Origin of the sequence: Shinella sumterensis (assembly GCF_004514425.2) — a bacterium.
GTDB lineage: Bacteria > Pseudomonadota > Alphaproteobacteria > Rhizobiales > Rhizobiaceae > Shinella > Shinella sumterensis.
This window is the reverse complement of record NZ_MYFN02000006.1, coordinates 60,626-80,970: the sequence shown is the minus strand read 5'-3', so window position 1 is coordinate 80,970 and position 20,345 is coordinate 60,626. Positions and strand designations below refer to the sequence as shown.

General features: G+C 63.5%; 16 protein-coding genes. 6 read left to right on the top strand and 10 right to left on the bottom strand.

Annotated elements, in window-relative coordinates:
- Positions 1 to 83 precede the first annotated feature (83 nt).
- The gene (gene gyrA, locus B5M41_RS13020) at positions 84 to 2,873 is read right to left on the bottom strand and encodes a DNA gyrase subunit A (RefSeq protein ID WP_230640080.1); all 2,790 of its coding nucleotides are present in this window, start codon (positions 2,871 to 2,873) and stop codon (positions 84 to 86) included.
- A gap of 238 nt (positions 2,874 to 3,111) precedes the next feature.
- Between gyrA and B5M41_RS13015 the strand changes: the two genes are divergently transcribed.
- Positions 3,112 to 3,741: a MarC family protein gene (locus B5M41_RS13015; RefSeq protein ID WP_134649201.1), complete on the top strand. Its 630-nt coding sequence runs from the start codon at positions 3,112 to 3,114 to the stop codon at positions 3,739 to 3,741.
- A gap of 8 nt (positions 3,742 to 3,749) precedes the next feature.
- Here the strand turns inward: B5M41_RS13015 and B5M41_RS13010 are convergent, their stop codons facing one another.
- Together B5M41_RS13010 and B5M41_RS13005 are read right to left on the bottom strand one after the other, a co-directional pair.
- Positions 3,750 to 4,316 (bottom strand): GNAT family N-acetyltransferase, encoded by a 567-nt coding sequence (locus B5M41_RS13010; protein WP_134649202.1) that lies wholly within the window; start codon positions 4,314 to 4,316, stop codon positions 3,750 to 3,752.
- Positions 4,317 to 4,494: 178 nt separating this feature from the next.
- Positions 4,495 to 5,034, bottom strand: a complete 540-nt coding sequence (locus B5M41_RS13005) for a single-stranded DNA-binding protein (RefSeq protein WP_134649203.1) — start codon at positions 5,032 to 5,034, stop codon at positions 4,495 to 4,497.
- Positions 5,035 to 5,316: 282 nt separating this feature from the next.
- Here B5M41_RS13005 and uvrA point away from each other — a divergent pair, with 282 nt between their 5' ends.
- Both uvrA and B5M41_RS12995 read left to right on the top strand, forming a co-directional pair.
- Entirely contained in the window at positions 5,317 to 8,235 is a 2,919-nt protein-coding gene (gene uvrA / locus B5M41_RS13000; RefSeq protein ID WP_134649204.1) for an excinuclease ABC subunit UvrA, read from the top strand.
- 19 nt (positions 8,236 to 8,254) lie between these two features.
- A complete protein-coding gene (locus tag B5M41_RS12995; RefSeq protein ID WP_134649205.1) occupies positions 8,255 to 9,067 on the top strand; it encodes a DUF72 domain-containing protein in 813 nt (270 codons plus the stop codon).
- 61 nt (positions 9,068 to 9,128) lie between these two features.
- On the opposite strand, the gene B5M41_RS12990 is transcribed toward B5M41_RS12995, so the two are convergent.
- On the bottom strand, positions 9,129 to 10,619 hold the full coding sequence (locus B5M41_RS12990) for an NAD(P)H-hydrate dehydratase (RefSeq protein ID WP_134649206.1): 1,491 nt from the start codon (positions 10,617 to 10,619) through the stop codon (positions 9,129 to 9,131).
- 365 nt (positions 10,620 to 10,984) lie between these two features.
- On the opposite strand from B5M41_RS12990, the gene B5M41_RS12985 reads away from it, so the two are divergent.
- Both B5M41_RS12985 and glnA read left to right on the top strand, forming a co-directional pair.
- Positions 10,985 to 11,323, top strand: a complete 339-nt coding sequence (locus tag B5M41_RS12985; RefSeq protein WP_003515720.1) for a P-II family nitrogen regulator — start codon at positions 10,985 to 10,987, stop codon at positions 11,321 to 11,323.
- A 62-nt stretch (positions 11,324 to 11,385) separates the two neighbouring features.
- Positions 11,386 to 12,795: a type I glutamate--ammonia ligase gene (glnA, locus tag B5M41_RS12980; protein WP_134649207.1), complete on the top strand. Its 1,410-nt coding sequence runs from the start codon at positions 11,386 to 11,388 to the stop codon at positions 12,793 to 12,795.
- A 90-nt stretch (positions 12,796 to 12,885) separates the two neighbouring features.
- Here glnA and B5M41_RS12975 read toward each other — a convergent pair whose 3' ends face one another.
- A complete protein-coding gene (locus B5M41_RS12975) occupies positions 12,886 to 13,920 on the bottom strand; it encodes a TAXI family TRAP transporter solute-binding subunit (RefSeq protein ID WP_134649208.1) in 1,035 nt (344 codons plus the stop codon).
- Positions 13,921 to 14,049: 129 nt separating this feature from the next.
- Positions 14,050 to 15,003: a hypothetical protein gene (locus B5M41_RS12970; RefSeq protein WP_134649209.1), complete on the bottom strand. Its 954-nt coding sequence runs from the start codon at positions 15,001 to 15,003 to the stop codon at positions 14,050 to 14,052.
- A 155-nt stretch (positions 15,004 to 15,158) separates the two neighbouring features.
- On the opposite strand from B5M41_RS12970, the gene hspQ reads away from it, so the two are divergent.
- Positions 15,159 to 15,491: a heat shock protein HspQ gene (gene hspQ / locus B5M41_RS12965; protein WP_134649210.1), complete on the top strand. Its 333-nt coding sequence runs from the start codon at positions 15,159 to 15,161 to the stop codon at positions 15,489 to 15,491.
- A gap of 115 nt (positions 15,492 to 15,606) precedes the next feature.
- On the opposite strand, the gene B5M41_RS12960 is transcribed toward hspQ, so the two are convergent.
- Genes B5M41_RS12960 through B5M41_RS12945 form a run of 4 tightly spaced genes read right to left on the bottom strand, consistent with a single transcriptional unit; the run spans position 15,607 to position 20,309 of the window.
- A complete protein-coding gene (locus B5M41_RS12960; RefSeq protein WP_134649211.1) occupies positions 15,607 to 16,677 on the bottom strand; it encodes a BMP family ABC transporter substrate-binding protein in 1,071 nt (356 codons plus the stop codon).
- Between the two features lie 53 nt (positions 16,678 to 16,730).
- The gene (locus B5M41_RS12955; RefSeq protein ID WP_134649212.1) at positions 16,731 to 17,651 is read right to left on the bottom strand and encodes an ABC transporter permease; all 921 of its coding nucleotides are present in this window, start codon (positions 17,649 to 17,651) and stop codon (positions 16,731 to 16,733) included.
- Positions 17,651 to 18,745, bottom strand: a complete 1,095-nt coding sequence (locus B5M41_RS12950; protein ID WP_134649213.1) for an ABC transporter permease — start codon at positions 18,743 to 18,745, stop codon at positions 17,651 to 17,653. Before B5M41_RS12950 ends, B5M41_RS12955 begins: the two co-directional genes overlap by 1 nt.
- Entirely contained in the window at positions 18,735 to 20,309 is a 1,575-nt protein-coding gene (locus tag B5M41_RS12945) for an ABC transporter ATP-binding protein (protein WP_134711023.1), read from the bottom strand. The genes B5M41_RS12950 and B5M41_RS12945 overlap by 11 nt, the downstream gene beginning before the upstream one ends.
- Positions 20,310 to 20,345: the final 36 nt, after the last annotated feature.

Genomic DNA, 20,345 nt, shown 5'->3' with positions numbered 1-20,345 from the left:
GCCGCCCGCCAACATTGAAAAGCCGGACGGTCGTTCCCTGCCCGTCCGGCTTTTTCACGTTTGCTGGGCTTCTCCGGCGAGGCTTACGCCTCGCCCTCGCCTTCATGACCGGCGTCGATCTCGCCATCCACGACGGCGGCCTCGCCCTCGCCCTCGATCTCGTCATCGCCTTCCGGCTCGCTGATGCGCTCCACGGAGACAACCTTCTCGTCCTTCGCGGTCGAGAAGATCGTGACGCCCTTCGTGGCGCGGCTGGCGATACGGATACCGTTGACCGGCACGCGGATCAGCTGGCCACCGTCGGAGACGAGCATCAGCTGGTCCGTTTCCTCGACCGGGAAGGCGGCGACGAGTTCGCCGATTTCGCTGGTCTTGGAGGTGTCCGTTGCGCGGATACCCTTGCCGCCGCGGCCGGAGGTGCGGAAGTCGTAGGAGGACGACCGCTTGCCGAAGCCACGCTGCGACACCGTCAGCACGAACTGCTCGAGCGCCTTGAGTTCCTGGTAGCGCTCTTCCGAGAGGTCGCCGACTTCGCCGACATCCTCGCCCACCAGTGCGATTTCCTCTTCATCCGCACCGCTTGCGCGCCGCTCGGCGGCGGACCGCTTGAGATAGGCGGCCCGTTCCCACGGCTCGGCATCGACATGGCTGACGATCGTCATCGAGATGATGCGGTCGCCGGCGCCCAGATTGATGCCGCGCACGCCGACCGAATTGCGGCCGGCGAAGACACGCACATCATCGACCGGGAAGCGGATGCACTGGCCGAGCGCCGTCGTCAGCAAGACGTCGTCACGATCCGTGCAGGTCTCGACATTGAGGATCTCGTCGCCGTCCTCCTCGAGCTTCATCGCGATCTTGCCGTTGCGGTTGACCTGGACGAAGTCGGAAAGCTTGTTGCGACGCACCGTTCCGCGTGTCGTCGAGAACATGACGTCGAGGTTTTCCCACGTCGTCTCGTCCTCCGGCAGCGGCATGATGGTGGTGATGCGCTCGCCGGGCTCGATCGGCAGCATGTTGATCAGCGCCTTGCCCTTGGACTGCGGCGTGCCGATCGGCAGGCGCCAGACCTTCTCCTTGTAGACGATGCCACGCGAGGAGAAGAACAGCACCGGCGTGTGCGTATTGGCGACGAACAGGCGGGTTGCGAAATCCTCGTCCTTCATGGCCATGCCGGAGCGGCCCTTGCCACCGCGGCGCTGGGCGCGATAGGTCGCCAGCGGCACGCGCTTGACGTAGCCGGCATGCGAGACGGTGACCACCATGTCCTCGCGGGCGATCAGGTCCTCGTCGTCCATGTCGGGACCACCTTCGGTGATCTCCGTGCGGCGCGGCGTGCCGAACTCGTCCCTGATGGCACCGAGCTCGTCCTTGACGATCGTCATGATGCGCAGGCGCGACGACAGGATGTCGAGGTAATCCTTGATCTCCTCGCCGATCTTGTTGAGCTCCTCGTCGATTTCGTCGCGGCCGAGCGCCGTCAGGCGGGCAAGACGCAGTTCGAGGATCGCGCGGGCCTGTTCCTCCGAGAGATTGTAGGTCAGGTCCTCATTGATGCGGTGGCGCGGGTCGTCGATGAGGCGGATCAGCGCCTCGACGTCCTTGGCCGGCCAGCGGCGCTCCATCAGCTGCTCGCGCGCCGTCTGCGGATCGGGCGCGCTACGGATGAGCGCGATGACCTCGTCGATATTGGCGACCGCGATTGCGAGGCCCACCAAGACATGGGCGCGGTCGCGCGCCTTGCGCAGCAGGTACTTCGTGCGGCGGCTGACGACTTCCTCGCGGAAGGCGACGAAGGCGCGCAGCATGTCCAGCAGCGTCATCTGCTCCGGCTTGCCGCCATTGAGCGCCACCATGTTGCAGCCGAAGGAGGTCTGCAGCGGCGTGTAGCGGTAAAGCTGGTTCAGGATGACGTCGGCATTGGCGTCGCGCTTCAGCTCGATGACGACGCGGTAGCCGTCGCGGTCGGACTCGTCGCGAAGATCGGAAATGCCCTCGATGCGCTTGTCGCGCACCAGCTCGGCCATCTTCTCGATCATCGTCGCCTTGTTCACCTGGAAGGGAACCTCGGTGATGATGATCTGCTCGCGGTCGCCGCGCATCGGTTCGATGGTGGCGCGGCCCCGCATGACGACGGAACCGCGGCCGGTCTCATAGGCCTGGCGGATGCCGGAACGGCCGAGGATCAGCGCGCCGGTCGGAAAATCCGGGCCCGGAATATGCTGCATCAGCTCGATGAGATCGATCGCGGGATTGTCGATCAGCGCGATGCAGCCGTTGATCACTTCCGAAAGGTTGTGCGGCGGAATGTTCGTCGCCATGCCGACGGCAATGCCACCCGCGCCGTTGACCAGCAGATTCGGGAATTTCGCGGGCACCACGACCGGCTCGCTCATCGTGCCGTCGTAGTTGTCGCGGAAGTTGACGGTCTCCTTGTCGAGATCGTCGAGCAGCGAATGGGCGGCCTTTTCCAGGCGGCATTCCGTGTAGCGCTGCGCTGCCGGCGGGTCGCCGTCGATGGAGCCGAAGTTTCCCTGGCCGTCGATCAGCGGCAGGCGGAGCGACCAGTCCTGCGCCATGCGCGCCAGGGCGTCATAGATCGCCGAGTCGCCGTGCGGATGGTATTTACCCATCACGTCACCGGTGACGCGGGCCGACTTCACGTACTTCTTGTTCCAGTCGACGCCCATCTCGCTCATCGAGTAGAGGATACGCCGGTGCACGGGCTTGAGACCGTCGCGCACGTCCGGCAGCGCACGGGACACGATCACGCTCATGGCGTAATCGAGATAGGACCGCTGCATTTCCTCGATGATGGAAATCGGCTCAATGCCAGGAGGGTTCTTTCCGCCGGGTGTCGTTTGTTCTGTCAATTTCGGTCACGATCGTTGTTCAGAATCAGATGCAATTTTATAGCCTACCGGCGCCGGAAGCGCCAATTTTGCCAAGGGTTTTGAACAGGCTTTTCCCAGGAAATCCGCGAATTTGCGCATTTTCATGGCCGGGCCGCCGCCGCTTTGCGCGCGCCCTTCCCTTCGGGCGCGCCCTCGCCTAACAATGTCGCTTCAAGGCCGCGTGGAACGGTCATGCAACGGCGAGGGAAACGACCGGATGCTCACCACGGACACTGTGATCAATGCGATCACGACGCTGCTCGTCACCATCGATCCGCCCGGCCTTGCGCCGATCTTTCTCGGGCTCACCGTCGGCATGACGCGTGCGCAGCGCAAGCAGGTGGCCCTGCGCGGCTCGCTCATCGCTTTCTGCATCCTCGCCGTCTTCGTGGTCACCGGGTCAAGCGTGCTGTCTCTGCTCGGCATCTCCATCGGCGCCTTCCGCATTGCCGGCGGCCTGCTCCTCTTCTGGATCGCCTTCGAGATGATCTTCGAGCGCCGCAACGAGCGCAAGGAGAAGACGAGCGAGGTGGCGATCACCCGCGACCACATCCACAACATCGCGGTCTTCCCGCTCGCCCTGCCGCTGATTGCCGGTCCGGGCGCCATTTCGGCCGCGATCCTGCTGTCCGGTTCATTTCCCTCGGCGCTGGAGCGAAGCGCGCTCATCGGCGTGCTGGCGCTCTGCATCGCCATCCTCTTCCTCGCCCTCGTCATCGCCGACCGCATCGACCGCTTCCTCGGCAACACCGGCCGCGCCATCCTCACCCGCCTGCTCGGCGTCATCCTCGCGGCGCTCGCGGTGCAGTTCGTGGTCGATGGCGTGAAGTCGGTGTTTATCCTCTGATGCAGCGGTCACGCGCGGCGCACCGCCTTCCACTCCCTTGCCAGGACGGCATAGATAAACTCGTCGCCCCAGACGCCATTGAACCTGTCGTTTTCGATAAGGTGCGCCTCGCGGCGCAGGCCCAGACGCTCGACCACACCGATCGAGCCCGCGTTTTGCGCATCCAACCGGGCGAATATCCGATGGAAACCGAAGGTCGAGAAGCCGATATCGATCATTGCGGCCACCGCTTCCGTGGCATATCCGGCACCGGCATAGTCCGGGTTGAAGATATAGCCGACCTCTCCCTGAAGAGCCTCCCTGCTGCCGAGCTTCAATAGCACCTCGCCAAGCAGCGCCTCATCGCCCCTGCGCACGACGGCGAGCCGAAAGACATCGCCGTCCTGTTCGAAGGGAGCCTTCAGAACATCGGCAAATGTCTGCTCCAGCGCTTCGCCCTGCGGTGGATCGGCGTAGAGGTAGCGGTAGACTTCCGGGCGGGAGTGGTAAGCCCCGAAGGCCGGAAAATCGGTCTGGACGAACTTTCTCAGGATGAGGCGGTCCGTCCTGGTGGTCATGTGCTTTTCCTGCTGCATGGTGCCCTAGCTAGGAAGGCACAGAGCCAGCCGCAAGGCATCGGGTGTGCCCGGCCACGGGAAACCTGCCCACAAGAAGCCATCTCGCCCGGATGTTTGCCACGTATGAAACAGAAACCCGGCGCCAGGCCGGGTTTCTTGGTGTGGTCGAGAAGAACCGAACTTTCAGACCGGGTTCTCAGAACGGGATGTCATCATCCATGTCGCGCGAGAGCGAGCCACCGCCCGAACGGCTGCCGCCGCCGCTGCTGGCGCCACCGGAGGCCGGACGCGAACCGTAGTCGTCGTAGCCCTGGCCGCCGCCGGCACCGCCGAAATTGCTGCTACCGCCGAAGTCGCCGCCGCGGCTTGCGCCGCCGCCCTCGCCCCGCCCATCCAGCATGGTCAGGGTGGAGCCGAAGCCCTGCAGCACCACTTCCGTCGAGTAGCGGTCGTTACCTGTCTGGTCCTGCCACTTGCGCGTCTGCAGCGCGCCTTCGATATAGAGCTTCGCGCCCTTCTTCACATATTGCTCGACGACCTTGCACAGGCCTTCGTTGAAGACGACGACATTGTGCCATTCCGTCTTCTCGCGGCGCTCGCCGCTGTTGCGGTCACGCCAGGTCTCGGACGTGGCGATACGCAGGTTGGCGATCGGCCGACCATCCTGCGTGCGCCGGATTTCCGGGTCCGCACCGACGTTCCCGATCAAGATCACCTTGTTGACGCTTCCAGCCATACCCGTATTCCCGTTGTCGCGCCGGGCAAAGGGGCACCCGGCATGTGTCACTCGATTTAAGATACCTTATCGACTGGAGCGCGCCAGCGCGCCCCACGCAAGCGACAATCCACAGATTGCGCATTTTTGTTCTTTTTTTGTTCTATTAATTCCCTACACTCTTGTCAACCGAATCGGAAACGGGCACGGAATCTTCTCAAGGGCGCATGGACACGCGGCTGCCAATCCCTACATAGAAGCCGACCTTTCCTGAATGCGCAACGACTTCTGACGCTGGATACCATGAGCGAACTCAAGACCATTTCCATACGCGGCGCGCGCGAGCACAATCTCAAAGGCATTGATCTCGATCTGCCGCGCAACAAGCTGATCGTCATGACCGGGCTTTCCGGATCGGGCAAGTCGTCGCTCGCGTTCGACACGATCTATGCCGAGGGCCAGCGCCGCTATGTCGAGAGCCTCTCGGCCTATGCGCGCCAGTTCCTCGAGATGATGCAGAAGCCGGACGTGGACCAGATCGACGGCCTGTCTCCGGCCATCTCCATCGAGCAGAAGACGACCTCGAAGAACCCGCGCTCGACCGTCGGGACCGTCACCGAGATCTACGACTATATGCGCCTGCTGTTCGCGCGCGTCGGTGTACCGTACTCTCCGGCCACCGGCCTGCCGATCGAAAGCCAGACCGTCAGCCAGATGGTCGACCGCGTCATCGATTTCGGCGAGGGCACCCGTCTTTATATCCTGGCTCCCATCGTGCGCGGCCGCAAGGGCGAGTACAAGAAGGAACTCGCCGAGCTCATGAAGAAGGGCTTCCAGCGCGTCAAGGTGGACGGTCAGTTCTACGAGATCGCCGACGTGCCTGTTCTCGACAAGAAATACAAGCACGACATCGACGTGGTGGTGGACCGTGTCGTCGTGCGCCCGGATCTTGCCTCGCGCCTCGCCGATAGCCTCGAGACGTGCCTGAAGCTCGCCGATGGCCTCGCCATCGCCGAATTCGCCGACAAGCCGCTTCCAGCAGAGGAAACCGCCGCCGGCGGCTCGGCGAACAAGTCGCTGAACGAGACGCATGAGCGCGTGCTGTTTTCCGAAAAGTTCGCCTGCCCGGTCTCCGGCTTCACCATTCCGGAAATCGAGCCGCGGCTCTTCTCGTTCAACAACCCCTTCGGCGCCTGCTCGACCTGCGATGGCCTGGGCAGCCAGCAGAAGATCGATCCGGACCTCATCGTGCCGGAAACGGAACGCACATTGAAGGATGGCGCGATCGCGCCCTGGGCCAAATCTTCCTCGCCCTATTACAACCAGACGCTGGAAGCGCTCGGCGCCGCCTATGGCTTCAAGCTGTCCAACCGCTGGTCGGAACTGTCGGAAAAGGCGCAGAACGCCATCCTGAACGGCACGGACGAGAAGATCGAGTTCAACTACAAGGACGGAGCCCGCTCCTACAAGACGGTGAAGACCTTCGAGGGCATCGTGCCGAACCTCGAGCGCCGCTGGAAAGAAACGGATTCGGCCTGGTCGCGCGAGGAGATCGAGCGCTACATGTCGGCCGCGCCCTGCCCGGCCTGCAACGGTTTTCGCCTGAAACCCGAGGCGCTGGCGGTCAAGATCAACAAGCTGCATATCGGCGAGACGACGGCCATGTCGATCCGCGTGGCGCGCGACTGGTTCGAGGCGCTGCCGGAGCATCTCAACGCCAAGCAGAACGAGATCGCGGTGCGCATCCTCAAGGAGATCCGCGAGCGGCTGCGCTTCCTCAACGATGTCGGCCTGGAATATCTGTCGCTGTCGCGCAATTCCGGCACGCTGTCGGGCGGCGAAAGCCAGCGCATCCGGCTTGCCTCGCAGATCGGCTCCGGCCTGACGGGTGTGCTCTACGTGCTGGACGAGCCGTCCATCGGCCTGCACCAGCGCGACAATGCGCGCCTGCTGGATACGCTTCGGCACCTGCGCGACATCGGCAACACCGTCATCGTCGTCGAGCATGACGAGGATGCGATCCTGACGGCCGACTATGTCGTCGATATCGGTCCCGCCGCCGGCATCCATGGCGGCCAGGTCATCGCACAGGGCACGCCGGAGGAGGTCATCGCCAATCCGGCCTCGCTGACCGGCAAGTATCTTTCGGGCGAGCTGTCGGTCGCCGTTCCAAGCGAACGCCGCAAGCCGAAGAAGAAGAAGGAAATCAAGGTCGTCGGCGCCAAGGCCAACAACCTGAAGAATGTCACGGCTTCCATTCCCCTCGGCGTCTTCACGGCTGTCACGGGCGTGTCCGGCGGCGGCAAGTCGACCTTCCTGATCGAGACGCTCTACAAGTCCGCCGCCCGCCGCATCATGGGCGCACGCGAAATTCCGGCGGAACACGAGCGTATCGACGGCTTCGAATATATCGACAAGGTCATCGATATCGACCAGTCGCCGATCGGCCGCACGCCGCGCTCCAACCCGGCGACCTATACCGGCGCCTTCACGCCGATCCGTGATTGGTTCGCGGGGCTTCCGGAAGCGAAAGCGCGTGGCTATCAGCCGGGTCGTTTCTCCTTCAACGTCAAGGGCGGGCGTTGCGAGGCCTGCCAGGGCGACGGCGTCATCAAGATCGAGATGCACTTCCTGCCCGATGTCTACGTCACCTGCGACGTCTGCCACGGCAAGCGCTACAACCGCGAGACGCTCGATGTCACCTTCAAGGGCAAGTCCATCGCCGACGTGCTCGACATGACGGTGGAGGAAGGCGTCGAATTCTTCGCCGCCGTGCCGGCGGTGCGCGACAAGCTGGTAACGCTCAACCAGGTCGGCCTCGGCTATATCAAGGTCGGGCAGCAGGCCAATACGCTGTCGGGCGGCGAGGCGCAGCGCGTCAAGCTTGCCAAGGAACTGTCCAAGCGTTCCACCGGCCGCACGCTCTACATTCTCGACGAGCCGACGACGGGCCTGCATTTCCATGATGTGGCGAAACTGCTGGAAGTGCTGCACGAGCTGGTCAACCAGGGCAATTCGGTCGTCGTCATCGAGCACAATCTCGAGGTCATCAAGACCGCCGACTGGATCATCGACTTTGGCCCCGAGGGCGGCGATGGCGGCGGCGAGGTGATCGCCGAAGGCACGCCGGAGGATGTGGTGAAGATCGAGCGGTCCTATACCGGGCAGTTCCTGAAGGAGCTGCTGGAGCGACGGCCGATCAAGCGGATCGCAGCGGAATGAGGAAAAAGGGAGGACGATGATGAGCGCATCCGGCACGATCAGAACCGGAATCGGCGGCTGGACCTTCGAGCCCTGGGAGGGAAGCTTCTATCCCGAAAAGCTGGTGAAGAAGCGCCAGCTGGAATTCGCCAGCCGCGAACTGACGACGATCGAGGTCAACGGCACCTATTACGGCTCTCAGAAGCCGGAGACCTTCGCGAAATGGGCGTCGGAAGTGCCTGACGGTTTCATCTTTTCCCTCAAGGCCAGCCGATTTACCACCAACCGAAAGGTTCTGGCCGATGGCGGCGAGTCCGTCCAGAAATTCCTGACGCAGGGCCTGACGGAGCTTGGTGAGCATCTCGGCCCGATCCTCTGGCAGTTCGCGCCGACCAAGGCGTTCGATCCGGAGGATTTCGAGGGCTTTCTCAAGCTCCTGCCGGAAAAGCAGGATGGCTTGACGCTGAAGCACGCGCTCGAAGTGCGCAACGAAAGCTTCATGGCACCGGAATTTGCCGCGCTGGCCCGCAAATACAATGCGGCCGTCGTCTATGCGCATCACGCCGAATACCCTGAGATTGCCGATGTGACGGCCGATTTCGTCTATGCCCGCCTGCAGAAGGGATCCGACGATATCGAGACCTGCTATCCGCCCAAGGCGCTGGATGAGTGGGCGGAGCGGCTGAAGGCCTGGGCGGCAGGCGGTGAGCCATCCGACCTGCCGAAGATCGACCCCGACACGAAGCCGGCGAAGAAGCCGCGCGATGTCTTTGCGTTCTTCATCACGTCGGGCAAGGTCAATGCGCCGAATGGCGCACGCGAATTGCAGAAACGTACGCAGCCGCGCGCGTAGTCATTCGCGCTTCGCGATGGGCGATATTCAGCCTTGCCCATTGATGTCGCCCAGAGAAACCTCACTTCAGCTGGTCGAGGCCGGTCAGGGCGTCGATCAGCGTTTCGGCCGTCAGGCCTTCGCCGGCCAGGCGGCCCGCCTCTCCATGGCGCCAGACCGCGCTCGCCGCGGCCTCGAAAGCCGGCATGCCCTGTGCGAGATGCGCGCCGACGAGACCGGCCAGCACGTCGCCGGACCCGGCGGTCGCGAGCCATGGCGGCGCATTGTCATTGACGAGCGCGCGTCCGTCCGGTGCTGCGATGACGGTGTCCGCGCCCTTGAGGACGACCACGCCGTTGCTGCGCGCCGCGGCCTTTTGTGCCCGCTCGATCTTCGAAAGCGTGCTGTCTTTCGCGATATCGGGAAACAGCCGGGCGAATTCGCCGTCATGCGGCGTCAGCACCAGGCGCGGCGCCGGTCCTTCGAAAAGATCGAAAAGTGCCTGCTGGTCACCGCGGAAAGCGGTTATGCCGTCGGCATCGAGAACCAGGCGCCGTTCGCCCGAGGCGATCAGGCCGGCATAGCATCGCGCCCGTTCACCGTCGCCGAAGCCGGGGCCAAGCACGAAGGTCTTGAGCCGGGCATCCTCCAGCAAGGCGGCGAGATCGCCTTCACCATCGATCGGCTTCAGCATGACCGCCGTCAGCTGCGCGGCGTTGGCGGGCAATGCCGCGGTCGGAGACAACAGCGTGACAAGCCCCGCGCCGGCGCGAAGGCCTGCCATCGCCGAAAGCCTTGCTGCCCCCGTCGCGGTGGCAGGCCCGGAGAAGACGGCGAGATGACCCCGCACATATTTATGCCCCGCCCCCGTTTCTATCGGCAGGACATCCCGCCAGGCGGCCGGCGCATTGACGCCGATCTCTCCCCCATGGGCGCGCAGGATGCGCTCGGGTATGCCTATGTCGAAGATTTCCAATGCGCCGGCCAGCATCCCGCCCGGCAGGAGAAGATGCCCGGGCTTGCGGCACATGAAGGTGACGCTTGCGGCGGCCTGGAAGGCGGCGCCGCGGACTGCGCCGGTTCTGCCGTCGATACCCGAGGGAAGATCCACCGCAAGCACCGGAATGGCGCTTTCATTGATGCTTTCGATAATCGAGACCACATCCGCTGCAAGGTCCCTCGCCAGCCCCGCGCCGAACAGGGCATCCACCACGACGTCGCCGGTCCGGGGACGATAATCCGCAAGCGGCGCGACTAAGCCTGTGAACTGCCCGAAGGCCGTGGCCGCATCGCCGCGCAGCGCTGCCGGGTCGCCCAGTGCGTGAACCGCGATTTCCGCGCCGGCCGCCTGCAGCGCCCGCGCCGCCACATAGCCGTCTCCGCCGTTGTTGCCGGGACCGCAGAGGATGACGAAGCGAAGGGCACCGGCAAAGCGGCGCAGCGCGCAGGCGGCCACCGCCTGCCCTGCCCGCTCCATCAGGCCATAGCTGGAGAGACCCGATGCGGCGGCGGCGCGATCGACCTGCCCCATCTCTTCGGGCGTGAGCAGCAATGTGTCCTTATGGCTGTGCATGGCACACCATGCCCGGAAAATCCTCAGCTCGGCAAGAGCGGTAACCCGCCCTCCCAATAAGTCTATTATTTATGCAAATGCCCATATTGAATGCTCAAATTTGCGGCTTTTGAAGCCATGGCCGGCGGCATGTTCGCGCCGCACGGCAACCGGCCCCGAAAAGTGATAAATTTTAGGCAGATTTCGCTGGCCCTTTCGGCTGCAAATCCGCATCATCGGCGACGTGGCGACGAGCGGTTTCATCTTGAAACGGGATTTTTCGGTTTCGACACCAGTCCTGCCTCAAGTTGGCATGCTACATGCATTGGATGTTTGCAGCGGGCGCAAAACGCGCGCAAACGGGAGAAGCGGAGAGACATTTTCTCATGAAAAAGATCGAAGCGATCATCAAGCCCTTCAAGCTCGATGAGGTGAAGGAAGCCCTTCAGGAAGTTGGCCTGCAGGGTATCACCGTCACCGAAGCGAAGGGCTTTGGACGCCAGAAGGGGCACACGGAGCTTTACCGCGGTGCCGAATATGTTGTCGACTTTCTGCCCAAGGTGAAGGTCGAGGTCGTTCTGGCCGATGAAAATGCGGAGGCCGTCATCGAGGCCATCCGCAACGCCGCCCAGACCGGCCGCATCGGCGACGGCAAGATCTTCGTCTCCAATGTCGAAGAAGTCATCCGCATCCGCACCGGCGAGACCGGTGTCGACGCCATCTAATCCCGCCTGGCCGTCCGGCCCGGGCTTTCATAACCTCGTCATCTCACACAGGGACTACACACATGACGACTGCCAATGATATCCTCAAGCAAATCAAGGAAAACGACGTCAAGTTCGTCGACCTGCGCTTCACCGACCCGCGCGGCAAGCTGCACCACGTCACGATGGACGTCGATTGCGTCGATGAAGACATGTTCGCCGACGGCGTCATGTTCGACGGCTCCTCGATCGGCGGCTGGAAGGCCATCAACGAGTCCGACATGGTGCTGATGCCCGATACCGCGACGGTTCACATCGACCCGTTCTTCGCGCAGTCCACCCTCGTCGTCATGTGCGACATCCTCGATCCGGTCTCGGGCGAATCCTACAACCGCGACCCGCGCGGAACGGCCAAGAAGGCTGAAGCCTACCTCAAGGCATCGGGCATCGGCGACACCATCTACGCAGGTCCGGAACCCGAATTCTTCGTCTTCGACGACGTCAAGTACAAGGCCGACCCGTACAACACCGGCTTCAAGCTGGATTCGTCGGAGCTCCCCTCCAACGACGACACCGACTACGAGACCGGCAACCTCGGCCATCGCCCCCGCGTCAAAGGCGGCTACTTCCCGGTTCCGCCGGTCGACAGCTGCCAGGACATGCGTTCCGAAATGCTGACCGTGCTCAAGGAAATGGGCGTCACGGTTGAAAAGCAGCACCACGAAGTGGCGGCCGCCCAGCACGAGCTCGGCGTCAAGTTCGACACGCTCGTCCGCAGCGCCGACAAGGTGCAGATCTACAAGTACGTCGTGCACCAGGTCGCCAATGCCTATGGCAAGACGGCAACCTTCATGCCGAAGCCGATCTTCGGCGACAACGGCTCGGGCATGCACGTCCACCTGTCGATCTGGAAGGACGCCAAGCCGCAGTTCGCCGGCGACGAATATGCCGGCCTGTCGGAAACCTGCCTCTACTTCATCGGCGGCATCATCAAGCATGCCAAGGCGATCAACGCCTTCACCAACCCGACGACGAACTCCTACAAGCGCCTCGTCCCGGGTTATGAAGCACCGGTTCTGCTCGCCTACTCGGCCCGCAACCGCTCGGCATCGTGCCGCATTCCGTTCGGCACGGGTCCGAAGTCCAAGCGCGTCGAAATCCGCTTCCCCGACCCGCTCGGCAACCCCTACCTCGGCTTCGCCTCCATGCTGATGGCTGGTCTCGACGGCATCAAGAACAAGATCCATCCCGGCAAGGCCATGGACAAGGACCTCTACGACCTGCCGCCGAAGGAACTGAAGAAGATCCCGACGGTCTGCGGCTCGCTGCGCGAAGCTCTGGAAAGCCTCGACAAGGACCGCAAGTTCCTCACGGCCGGCGGCGTCTTCGACGACGACCAGATCGACGCCTATATCGAACTGAAGATGGCCGAAGTCATGCGCTTCGAAATGACGCCGCACCCGGTCGAATTCGACATGTACTACTCCGCCTGATCGGCGCTTTTCCTCCCGCCTTCGGGCGGGAGGCCTCCCGAGACGAAAAACCCGGCCAGTGGCCGGGTTTTTTGTTGGTCTGCGATGCGGTCAGGGCTTCAGCCGCTGCTTGAGGAGGTTGAGATATTCCTCGTTCGAATCGTCCGCGGCGCCCGTTGCCGCGCCGGCTTGCGGCTTGCAGGCCGGCTTGTAGTCCAGCGCCATGCCGGCCTTGACGCAGACCCCGACCTGCCAGCCCGGCGGCAGCGCGGTCAGGTCGACGGTCTTCCATTTCGGATGTCCCGTCGCCTTCAGCTTGTCGAGGCCACCGATGATCAGGCTGGAGAAGTCGGCGACCGTCTTGCAACTGTCGCGATGATAGGCGTTGCGCTTGACGTCGTAGTCATAGGTCATCATCACGGCCTTTACCGCGACGAGGTCGACGGGCTCGTCCTGGAACGAATAGGTGCCGGCTTCTATGCGCGAGGGCGTATAGGTGGCGAGCAGCGGCGCTTCGGTGATCGGCAGGAGGTGGAACTTCGCCTTGTCGATCGTGTTGCCGGAAAACAGCGATGCGGGCGCGCCCGCGACATAGAAGAACGCGTCGATCTCGCCGGAAAGCAGCTTCGGCAGCGCCTCGTCCGGGTTGATGTCGACCCGCTCACCCGCCTTCACCTGGAGGATGTCCATCACCAGCGTCGCGGTCAGGAAAGTCCCGGAATCCTTCTTGCCGACGGCGACCTTCTTGCCGGCGAGGTCCTTTACGCCGGCAATCTCCTTGCGCGCCAGCACGTGGATTTCCTCGTTGTAGAGCGGGAACATGATGCGCACGCCCTTTACCGCCTTCTGCACCTCGGGATCGTTCGCCTCGAAGGTCTTCAGATATTCGAGCACGTCGCTCTGGACGATACCGAACTGCGTGTTGCGGCGGTTGCGCACGCCGACGAAGTTCTCAAGCGACCCGGCACTTTCGACGACGTTCAGCGTCAGCCCGCACTCCGCGCCGAGCGCGGCGATGTCGCGGCCGATCTTGATATAGGTGCCCTGCGGGCCGCCCGTCATGATGCTGCGCTCGAACGCCTGTGCCGATGCCGTTCCCATCGACAGTGCAAGGCCGAGCGCGGCGGCCAGAACTGATCGCTTCATGCAAATCTCCTTCCGTGGGCGGGCATTTTTCCCGCAGGTCAGGGCCGTCTGTTAAAGGCTGAAACCACCCATCGACGTGTCTTCACGACCTGGCAGAACAGTACCGTGCCCGGCCTTCGCCGCAAAGGCCTAGCAGTCGCTGTCGAGATCGCGCATCAGGCCGCGAAGCGCCAGGATGGGCACGCGGTTCAGCACGCTGCCGAGCGCGTTGGTCACGCATTCTCCGGAAACGAGGGTCTGTTCCAGCTGTGTGCGTTGCGTCCCCGTCAGCCGGTCGAGCCCCGGCGTTTTCTCGATGGCCTGCGCCACCAGTGCGGCGTTGCGGGGGCTGCGACCGTCGGCCGGCTTGGCGTTGTCGCGCGCGCCGTTGTCATCCGCCTGTTGCGGGCTCTTCGGCTGGGCGGCCGTCTCCAGCGCGACAATCCTCTCCGCAAGGGCGGCGTTGCGCGCCGTCAGTGTCGCGTTCTCCTGGTTCTTTCGGGCGATTTCGGCCACCAGGTCGGGCAGCTCGCGGGTGCGGAGCCTTTTGACGGCCTGCTCGGCCTCGGCAAGTTCCCGGCGCAACGTCTCCGCCTCGGCCTCGAGGCGTTCGGTCTCGGCATTCCGGTTGGCCGCCTGCGTGCTGCGCGACTCCTCGATCGCCTTTTCGAGCTGTGCAATTTGCCCGGCTCGTTCGTCGAGCTCACGGGCGCGCTCGGTTGCAGCCGCCTCGGCGTCCTTCCGCAGCCGTTCGGCCTCGGCGAGTTTTTGACCAGCCAGCTCCAGTTCGCGCTGAAGTCCTGGAACGATCTCCTGTGCCAGGCGCACGTTTTCTGCGCTCTCCGCCGCGTCGGATCGGCTGGCATCGGCGCGCAACGCATCGAGCTGGTGCTTCAGGGCATCGTTTTCATCGGCCAGATCTGCAATGCGCCGGTTGCTGTCTTCGAGGGCACTTTCGGAGGGGGCGCCGGACATCGCGCGGAACGCGCCGTAACCGGCAGCGCCACCCAGCGCCAGGCAGACGATCGACGCGAACAGAATGCCGCCGATGCCGCTACCGCCCCCGGTTGCCCCGCCGCTGCCTCTGCCCCACTGATTGTTCATGCATTACGACCCGCTTGACGCTGTCTTTTGGAGGTACGCCGAAACCGGAGCAGGCGCAAGCGCCGCCGCCCTGTTCGGAACGCGTATCGCACGCGACCGGAACTATTGATGTTTCAGCGCAATTACCCAAATATAAGGAGAAAGGTAGGTACGCCATGAAGATGCGTCATGCAAAATTTGCCATCGGCGATGTGGTCCGCCACCGGGTTTTCCCGTTCCGTGGCGTGGTCTTCGACGTCGACCCCGAATTCGCCAACACCGAAGAGTGGTGGAACGCCATTCCGGCGGAAATCCGCCCGTCGAAGGACCAGCCCTTTTACCATCTCTTCGCGGAAAACGACGAGTCGGAATATGTCGCCTATGTCTCCGAGCAGAATCTGGTCGCGGACGATAGCGGCAAGCCCGTCCGCCATCCGCAGGTCCGCGCGCTGATGGACGTGGATGAAGGCCACTACAGGTGGAAGGAACAGAGCGGTATCTTCCATTAACCGCTCCGGCAGGCCGCGAGGCCGACCGTGACGATCCGAAAGGCGCGTCACGGGTGCTTCAAACGAAAAGGCGCTCCATCGGAGCGCCTTTCTGTTTTTGGGATGATCGATCCGATCACTTCGGCAGTTGGTCGTCCACGCCGGCGATGTAGAAGTTCATGCCGAGAAGCGTGCCATCGTCGGAAACGGCGCCATCAGCCAGCCAGTCCGAGCCATCCTGCTTCTTGATCGGACCGGTGAAGGGGTGCAGCTCGCCGGAGCGGATCTTCGCTTCGGTCTCTTCTGCCAGCTTTTTCACGTCGTCAGGCATGTTCGTGTAGGGCGCCATGGTGAGGATGCCGTCCTTCAGGCCGTCCCACATCTGTTCGGACTTCCACGTGCCGTCGAGAACGGCCTGGGTGCGCTTGATGTAGTAGGCGCCCCAGGTGTCGACGATGGCGGTCAGCTGCGTTTCCGGGCCGGCCTTGATCATGTCGGAGGCCTGGCCGAAGGCCTTGATGCCACGCTCGGCGGCAACCTGCATCGGCGCGGTCGTGTCGGTATGCTGCGTCAGGATATCGACGCCCTGGTCGACCAGCGCCTTGGCGGCATCGGCTTCCTTGCCAGGGTCGAACCAGGTGTTGGCCCAGATGACCTTCACCTTGAAGTCCGGGTTCACGGACTGGGCGCCGTGGACGAACGAGTTGATGCCCATGACGACTTCCGGGATCGGGAAGGACGCGATGTAGCCGGCGAGGCCCTTCTGCGACAGCTTGGCGGCAATCACGCCCTGGATGTAGCGGCCTTCATAGAAACGCGCATTGTAGGTCGCGACGTTCGCGGCCGACTTGAAGCCGGTTGCATGCTCGAACTTCACGTCCGGGAATTTTTCCGCAACCTTGATGGTCGCGTCCATGAAGCCGAACGACGTGGTGAACACCAGTGCGCAGCCGGAGCGGGCCATGCGCTCGATCGCGCGCTCGGCATCCGGGCCTTCCGGCACGTTTTCGAGGAAGGGCGTCTCGATCTTGTCGCCGAAGTGGTCCTGCAGCGCCTGGCGGCCGATGTCGTGCGCCTGCGTCCAGCCGCCGTCGGTCTTGGAGCCGACATAGATGAAGCAGATCTTCGTCTTGTCCTGAGCGCTGGCAGCGGCGGCAAAGCCGAGAACGGCGGCCGATGTCGTGAGAGCGAGAATGATTTTCTTCATTTTATCCTCTGTAGGTGGGTTGGATTGGTTGTGTCCCGTCTTCTTGTTCTTCGTCACCGATCAGGCACGAATGGCTTGCCGAGGCAGGCGGGCGTGTTGATCAGCGTCATGCGCCGATTATGCGATATCAGGATTAGTACGATAACAGTGGCGGCATAGGGAAGAGCCGACAGGAATTGCGAGGGAATGCCGAGACCGAGCGCCTGGGCGTGCAGCTGGCTGATCGAGACGGCGCCGAAGAGATAGCCGCCCGCCAGCAGCCGCCACGGCCGCCACGAGGCGAAGACGACGAGCGCCAGCGCGATCCAGCCGCGCCCGGCCGACATGTTCTCCACCCATTGCGGCGTATAGACGAGCGACAGCTGCGCGCCGGCGAGACCCGCGCAGGCGCCGCCGAACATCACGGCGAGGTAGCGCGTGCGGATGACATGGATGCCGAGCGCATGCGCCGAGGCATGGTTGTCGCCGATCGCGCGGATCTTCAGCCCCGCCCGGCTGCGGAACAGGAACCAGTTCACGCCGAACACCAGCGCAATCGACAGGTAGAAGATCAGGTCCTGCTTGAACAGAATGGGCCCGATGAACGGAATATCGGAGAGGAGCGGAATGACGATGGGCTGAAGCTTGACGCCGGACATGCCGACATAGGGCTCGCCGATCTGCCCGGATACGCCAAGGCCGAGGATGGTCAGCGCAAGGCCGGTCGCCACCTGGTTGGCGACGAGCGTCAGCGTCAGGAAGCCGAAGAGCAGTGAAAACAGCGCGCCGCAGGCAATGCCCGCGAGAATGCCGATATAGGGCGAACCGGTGGCCTGCGTGGCGGCGAAGGCGAGCACCGCCCCCATCACCATCATGCCCTCCACGCCGAGATTGAGCACGCCCGCCCGCTCGGAGACCAGCTCGCCGAGCGAGGCGAGCACCAGCGGCGTGGCGGCGGTGACGACCGTCAGGAGGATGGCTTCGATGATACCCATCAGTGCGCTCCCCCCTCGCTCGTCTGGCCGAACCGGGAAAACACCAGCCGGATCCGGTACTGGATCAGCGTGTCGCAGGAGAGCACGAAAAACAGCAGCAGGCCCTGGAAGACGCGTGTCACCTTGTCGGAGACGCCGAGCGTCAGCTGCACGGCCTCGCCGCCGACATAGGTGAGCGCCAGGAACAGGCCGGCGGCGATGATGCCGAGCGGGTTGAGGCGGCCGAGGAACGCGACGATGATGGCGGTGAAGCCGTAGCCGGGCGAAATGATGGGCTGCAACTTGCCGATGACGCCGCTGACTTCGGAAATGCCGGCAAGTCCGGCGAACGCGCCGGAAAGCAGCATGGAGAACCAGATCATGCGCTTGGAGGAAAAACCCGCGAAGCGCCCTGCCCGTTCGGACTGGCCGAGCACGGTGATCTCGAAGCCTTTCAGCGTATAGCGCATCATGATCCACAGGCCGACCGCGGCGACGATGGCGAAGACGAAGCCGAGATTGGCGCGCCCGGAGGATATGAGCTCGGGCAGGATCGCTTCCGGCGCGAAATCGCGTGTAACAGGAAAATTGTAGGCATCCGGGCTGCGCCAGGGGCCGCGCACCAGCCAGTCGAGGAAGAGCTGTGCGATATAGACCAGCATCAGGCTCGTCAGGATTTCATTGGTGTTCATCTGCGCCTTGAGGAAGGCGGGTATGGCGGCATAGAGCGCACCGCCGATCATGCCGAAAATCAGCATCAGCGGCAACACCAGCGACGAATGCCAGTCGTGGAAGACGACCGGCACGATGGCCCCCGCAATCGCGCCGGCGATGAACTGCCCCTCGGCGCCGATGTTCCAGTTGTTGGAGCGATAGCACACAGACAGCCCCGCGCCGATCAGGATCAGCGGTGCGGCCTTGATGGCGATCTCATGCAGCGACCAGATGTCGAGCAGCGGCTCGATGAAGAAGCTGTAGAGCGCTGAAACCGGGTCCTTGCCCAGCAGCGCGAACATGATGCCGCCCGCAAACACCGTCAGCGTCAGCGCCAGAAACGGGGACAGGACGGAAAACAGGAGGGACGGGTTGGCGCGTCGTTCCAGTTCAATGCGCATGGGCCACCTCTTCGCCTTCCGTCTTGCCGTACATTCCACCCATCAGGAGGCCGATCTTTTCGCGCGTCAGCGCGTGCGCGGGATAGGCATCCGACAGGCGTCCCTCGCTGATGACGGCGATTTCGGTCGCCACCTCGAAGATCTCGTCCAGGTCCTGGCTGATGACGAGAACGGCCGAGCCGGATTTGGCGAGATCGACGAGCGCCTGTCGGATGCGGCTTGCCGCTCCCGCATCGACGCCCCAGGTCGGCTGGTTGACGATCAGCACGGAGGGCTGGCGGTCGAGTTCGCGCCCCACAATGTATTTCTGGAGATTGCCGCCCGACAGCGAGCCAGCCGCCGGATCGTCACCGCTCTTGCGCACGTCCATCGTCTCGGAAATGCGGCGCGATGCCAAACGCACGACCGCGTGCTTGATGATGCCGAGCACGCCGCCGCCGAGAAAGGTCCGCCGGTCGGACTGGTTGCGCGCCAGGACGAGGTTGTCCGACAGCGGCAGCGAGGGCACGGCGGCGTGGCCATGGCGTTCTTCCGGCACGAAGCCCGCGCCCATCAGGCGGCGCGCCGTGATGCCGAGATTGCCGGCCGGCTTGTTGCGGATGAACACGGCGGAGGCGTCCGCCGCGGGATATTCGCCCGAAAGCGCGTCGAAAAGCTCGCCCTGTCCGTTGCCGGCGACGCCGGCGATCGCCAGCACCTCGCCGCCCCGGACCTTGAGACAGACGTTCTTGAGGGCGACGGCGAAGGGCGTGCGCGCCGGCACGCTCAGATGACGCGCCTCCAGCAGCACGTCGCCCTTGGTGTTGGTGCCGGCGGTGCTCACGGACGCGACATCGCTGCCCACCATCATGCGGGCGAGCGAGGCGGGCGTTTCCTTGCGGGGATCGCAGGCGCCCGTCACCTTGCCGTGGCGCAGCACGGTCGCGCGGTCGCAGATGCGCTGCACTTCTTCGAGCCGATGGCTGATGTAGAGAACGGAGCGTCCTTCGGTCTTCAGCTTGTCCAGCGTCTCGAACAGCCTGTCGGCCTCCTGCGGCGTCAGGACGGAGGTCGGTTCATCAAGGATGATCAGTTCTGGGTTCTGCAACAGGGCACGCACGATCTCGATGCGCTGGCGCTCGCCGACCGAGAGATCCGCGACATGCGCCTTCGGATCGAGCGGCAGGCCGTAGAGATGCGAGAGGCGCGACGCTTCATCGGCGACCTTCGACAGCGATATGCCGGGGCTCAGCGAAAGCGCGATGTTTTCGGCGACCGTCAGCGCCTCGAACAGCGAAAAATGCTGGAACACCATGCCGATGCCGAGACGGCGGGCGGCGCCGGGGCTCGGGATGCGCACGGCCTCGCCCTTCCAGACGATCTCGCCGCTGGTCGGCGCCAGAACGCCGAAAAGCATCTTCACGAGCGTTGATTTTCCCGCGCCGTTCTCGCCCAGCAGGGCATGGATTTCCCCGGGCTGGATTTCGAGGTCGATGCCGTTGCAGGCGGCAAACGAACCGAACAGTTTTGTCAGGCTGCGAACGGCCAATAAAGGTCCGCCCGCGGATGCTCCAACGGCTGGCACTTTGCCCCTCTTTCCTGCGATCCCAGCCTTTTTGCC

What these genes read in the sequence shown, in the direction of transcription:
- glnA (WP_134649207.1), top strand. Translation starts at nt 11,386, where the DNA reads ATGACGACTGCCAATGATATCCTCAAGCAAATCAAGGAAAACGACGTC.
- B5M41_RS13005 (WP_134649203.1), bottom strand. Translation starts at nt 5,034, where the DNA reads ATGGCTGGAAGCGTCAACAAGGTGATCTTGATCGGGAACGTCGGTGCG.
- B5M41_RS12990 (WP_134649206.1), bottom strand. Translation starts at nt 10,619, where the DNA reads ATGCACAGCCATAAGGACACATTGCTGCTCACGCCCGAAGAGATGGGG.
- B5M41_RS13010 (WP_134649202.1), bottom strand. Translation starts at nt 4,316, where the DNA reads ATGCAGCAGGAAAAGCACATGACCACCAGGACGGACCGCCTCATCCTG.
- B5M41_RS13015 (WP_134649201.1), top strand. Translation starts at nt 3,112, where the DNA reads ATGCTCACCACGGACACTGTGATCAATGCGATCACGACGCTGCTCGTC.
- hspQ (WP_134649210.1), top strand. Translation starts at nt 15,159, where the DNA reads ATGAAGATGCGTCATGCAAAATTTGCCATCGGCGATGTGGTCCGCCAC.
- B5M41_RS12985 (WP_003515720.1), top strand. Translation starts at nt 10,985, where the DNA reads ATGAAAAAGATCGAAGCGATCATCAAGCCCTTCAAGCTCGATGAGGTG.
- B5M41_RS12950 (WP_134649213.1), bottom strand. Translation starts at nt 18,745, where the DNA reads ATGCGCATTGAACTGGAACGACGCGCCAACCCGTCCCTCCTGTTTTCC.
- B5M41_RS12955 (WP_134649212.1), bottom strand. Translation starts at nt 17,651, where the DNA reads ATGGGTATCATCGAAGCCATCCTCCTGACGGTCGTCACCGCCGCCACG.
- B5M41_RS12975 (WP_134649208.1), bottom strand. Translation starts at nt 13,920, where the DNA reads ATGAAGCGATCAGTTCTGGCCGCCGCGCTCGGCCTTGCACTGTCGATG.
- B5M41_RS12995 (WP_134649205.1), top strand. Translation starts at nt 8,255, where the DNA reads ATGAGCGCATCCGGCACGATCAGAACCGGAATCGGCGGCTGGACCTTC.
- B5M41_RS12960 (WP_134649211.1), bottom strand. Translation starts at nt 16,677, where the DNA reads ATGAAGAAAATCATTCTCGCTCTCACGACATCGGCCGCCGTTCTCGGC.
- B5M41_RS12970 (WP_134649209.1), bottom strand. Translation starts at nt 15,003, where the DNA reads ATGAACAATCAGTGGGGCAGAGGCAGCGGCGGGGCAACCGGGGGCGGT.
- uvrA (WP_134649204.1), top strand. Translation starts at nt 5,317, where the DNA reads ATGAGCGAACTCAAGACCATTTCCATACGCGGCGCGCGCGAGCACAAT.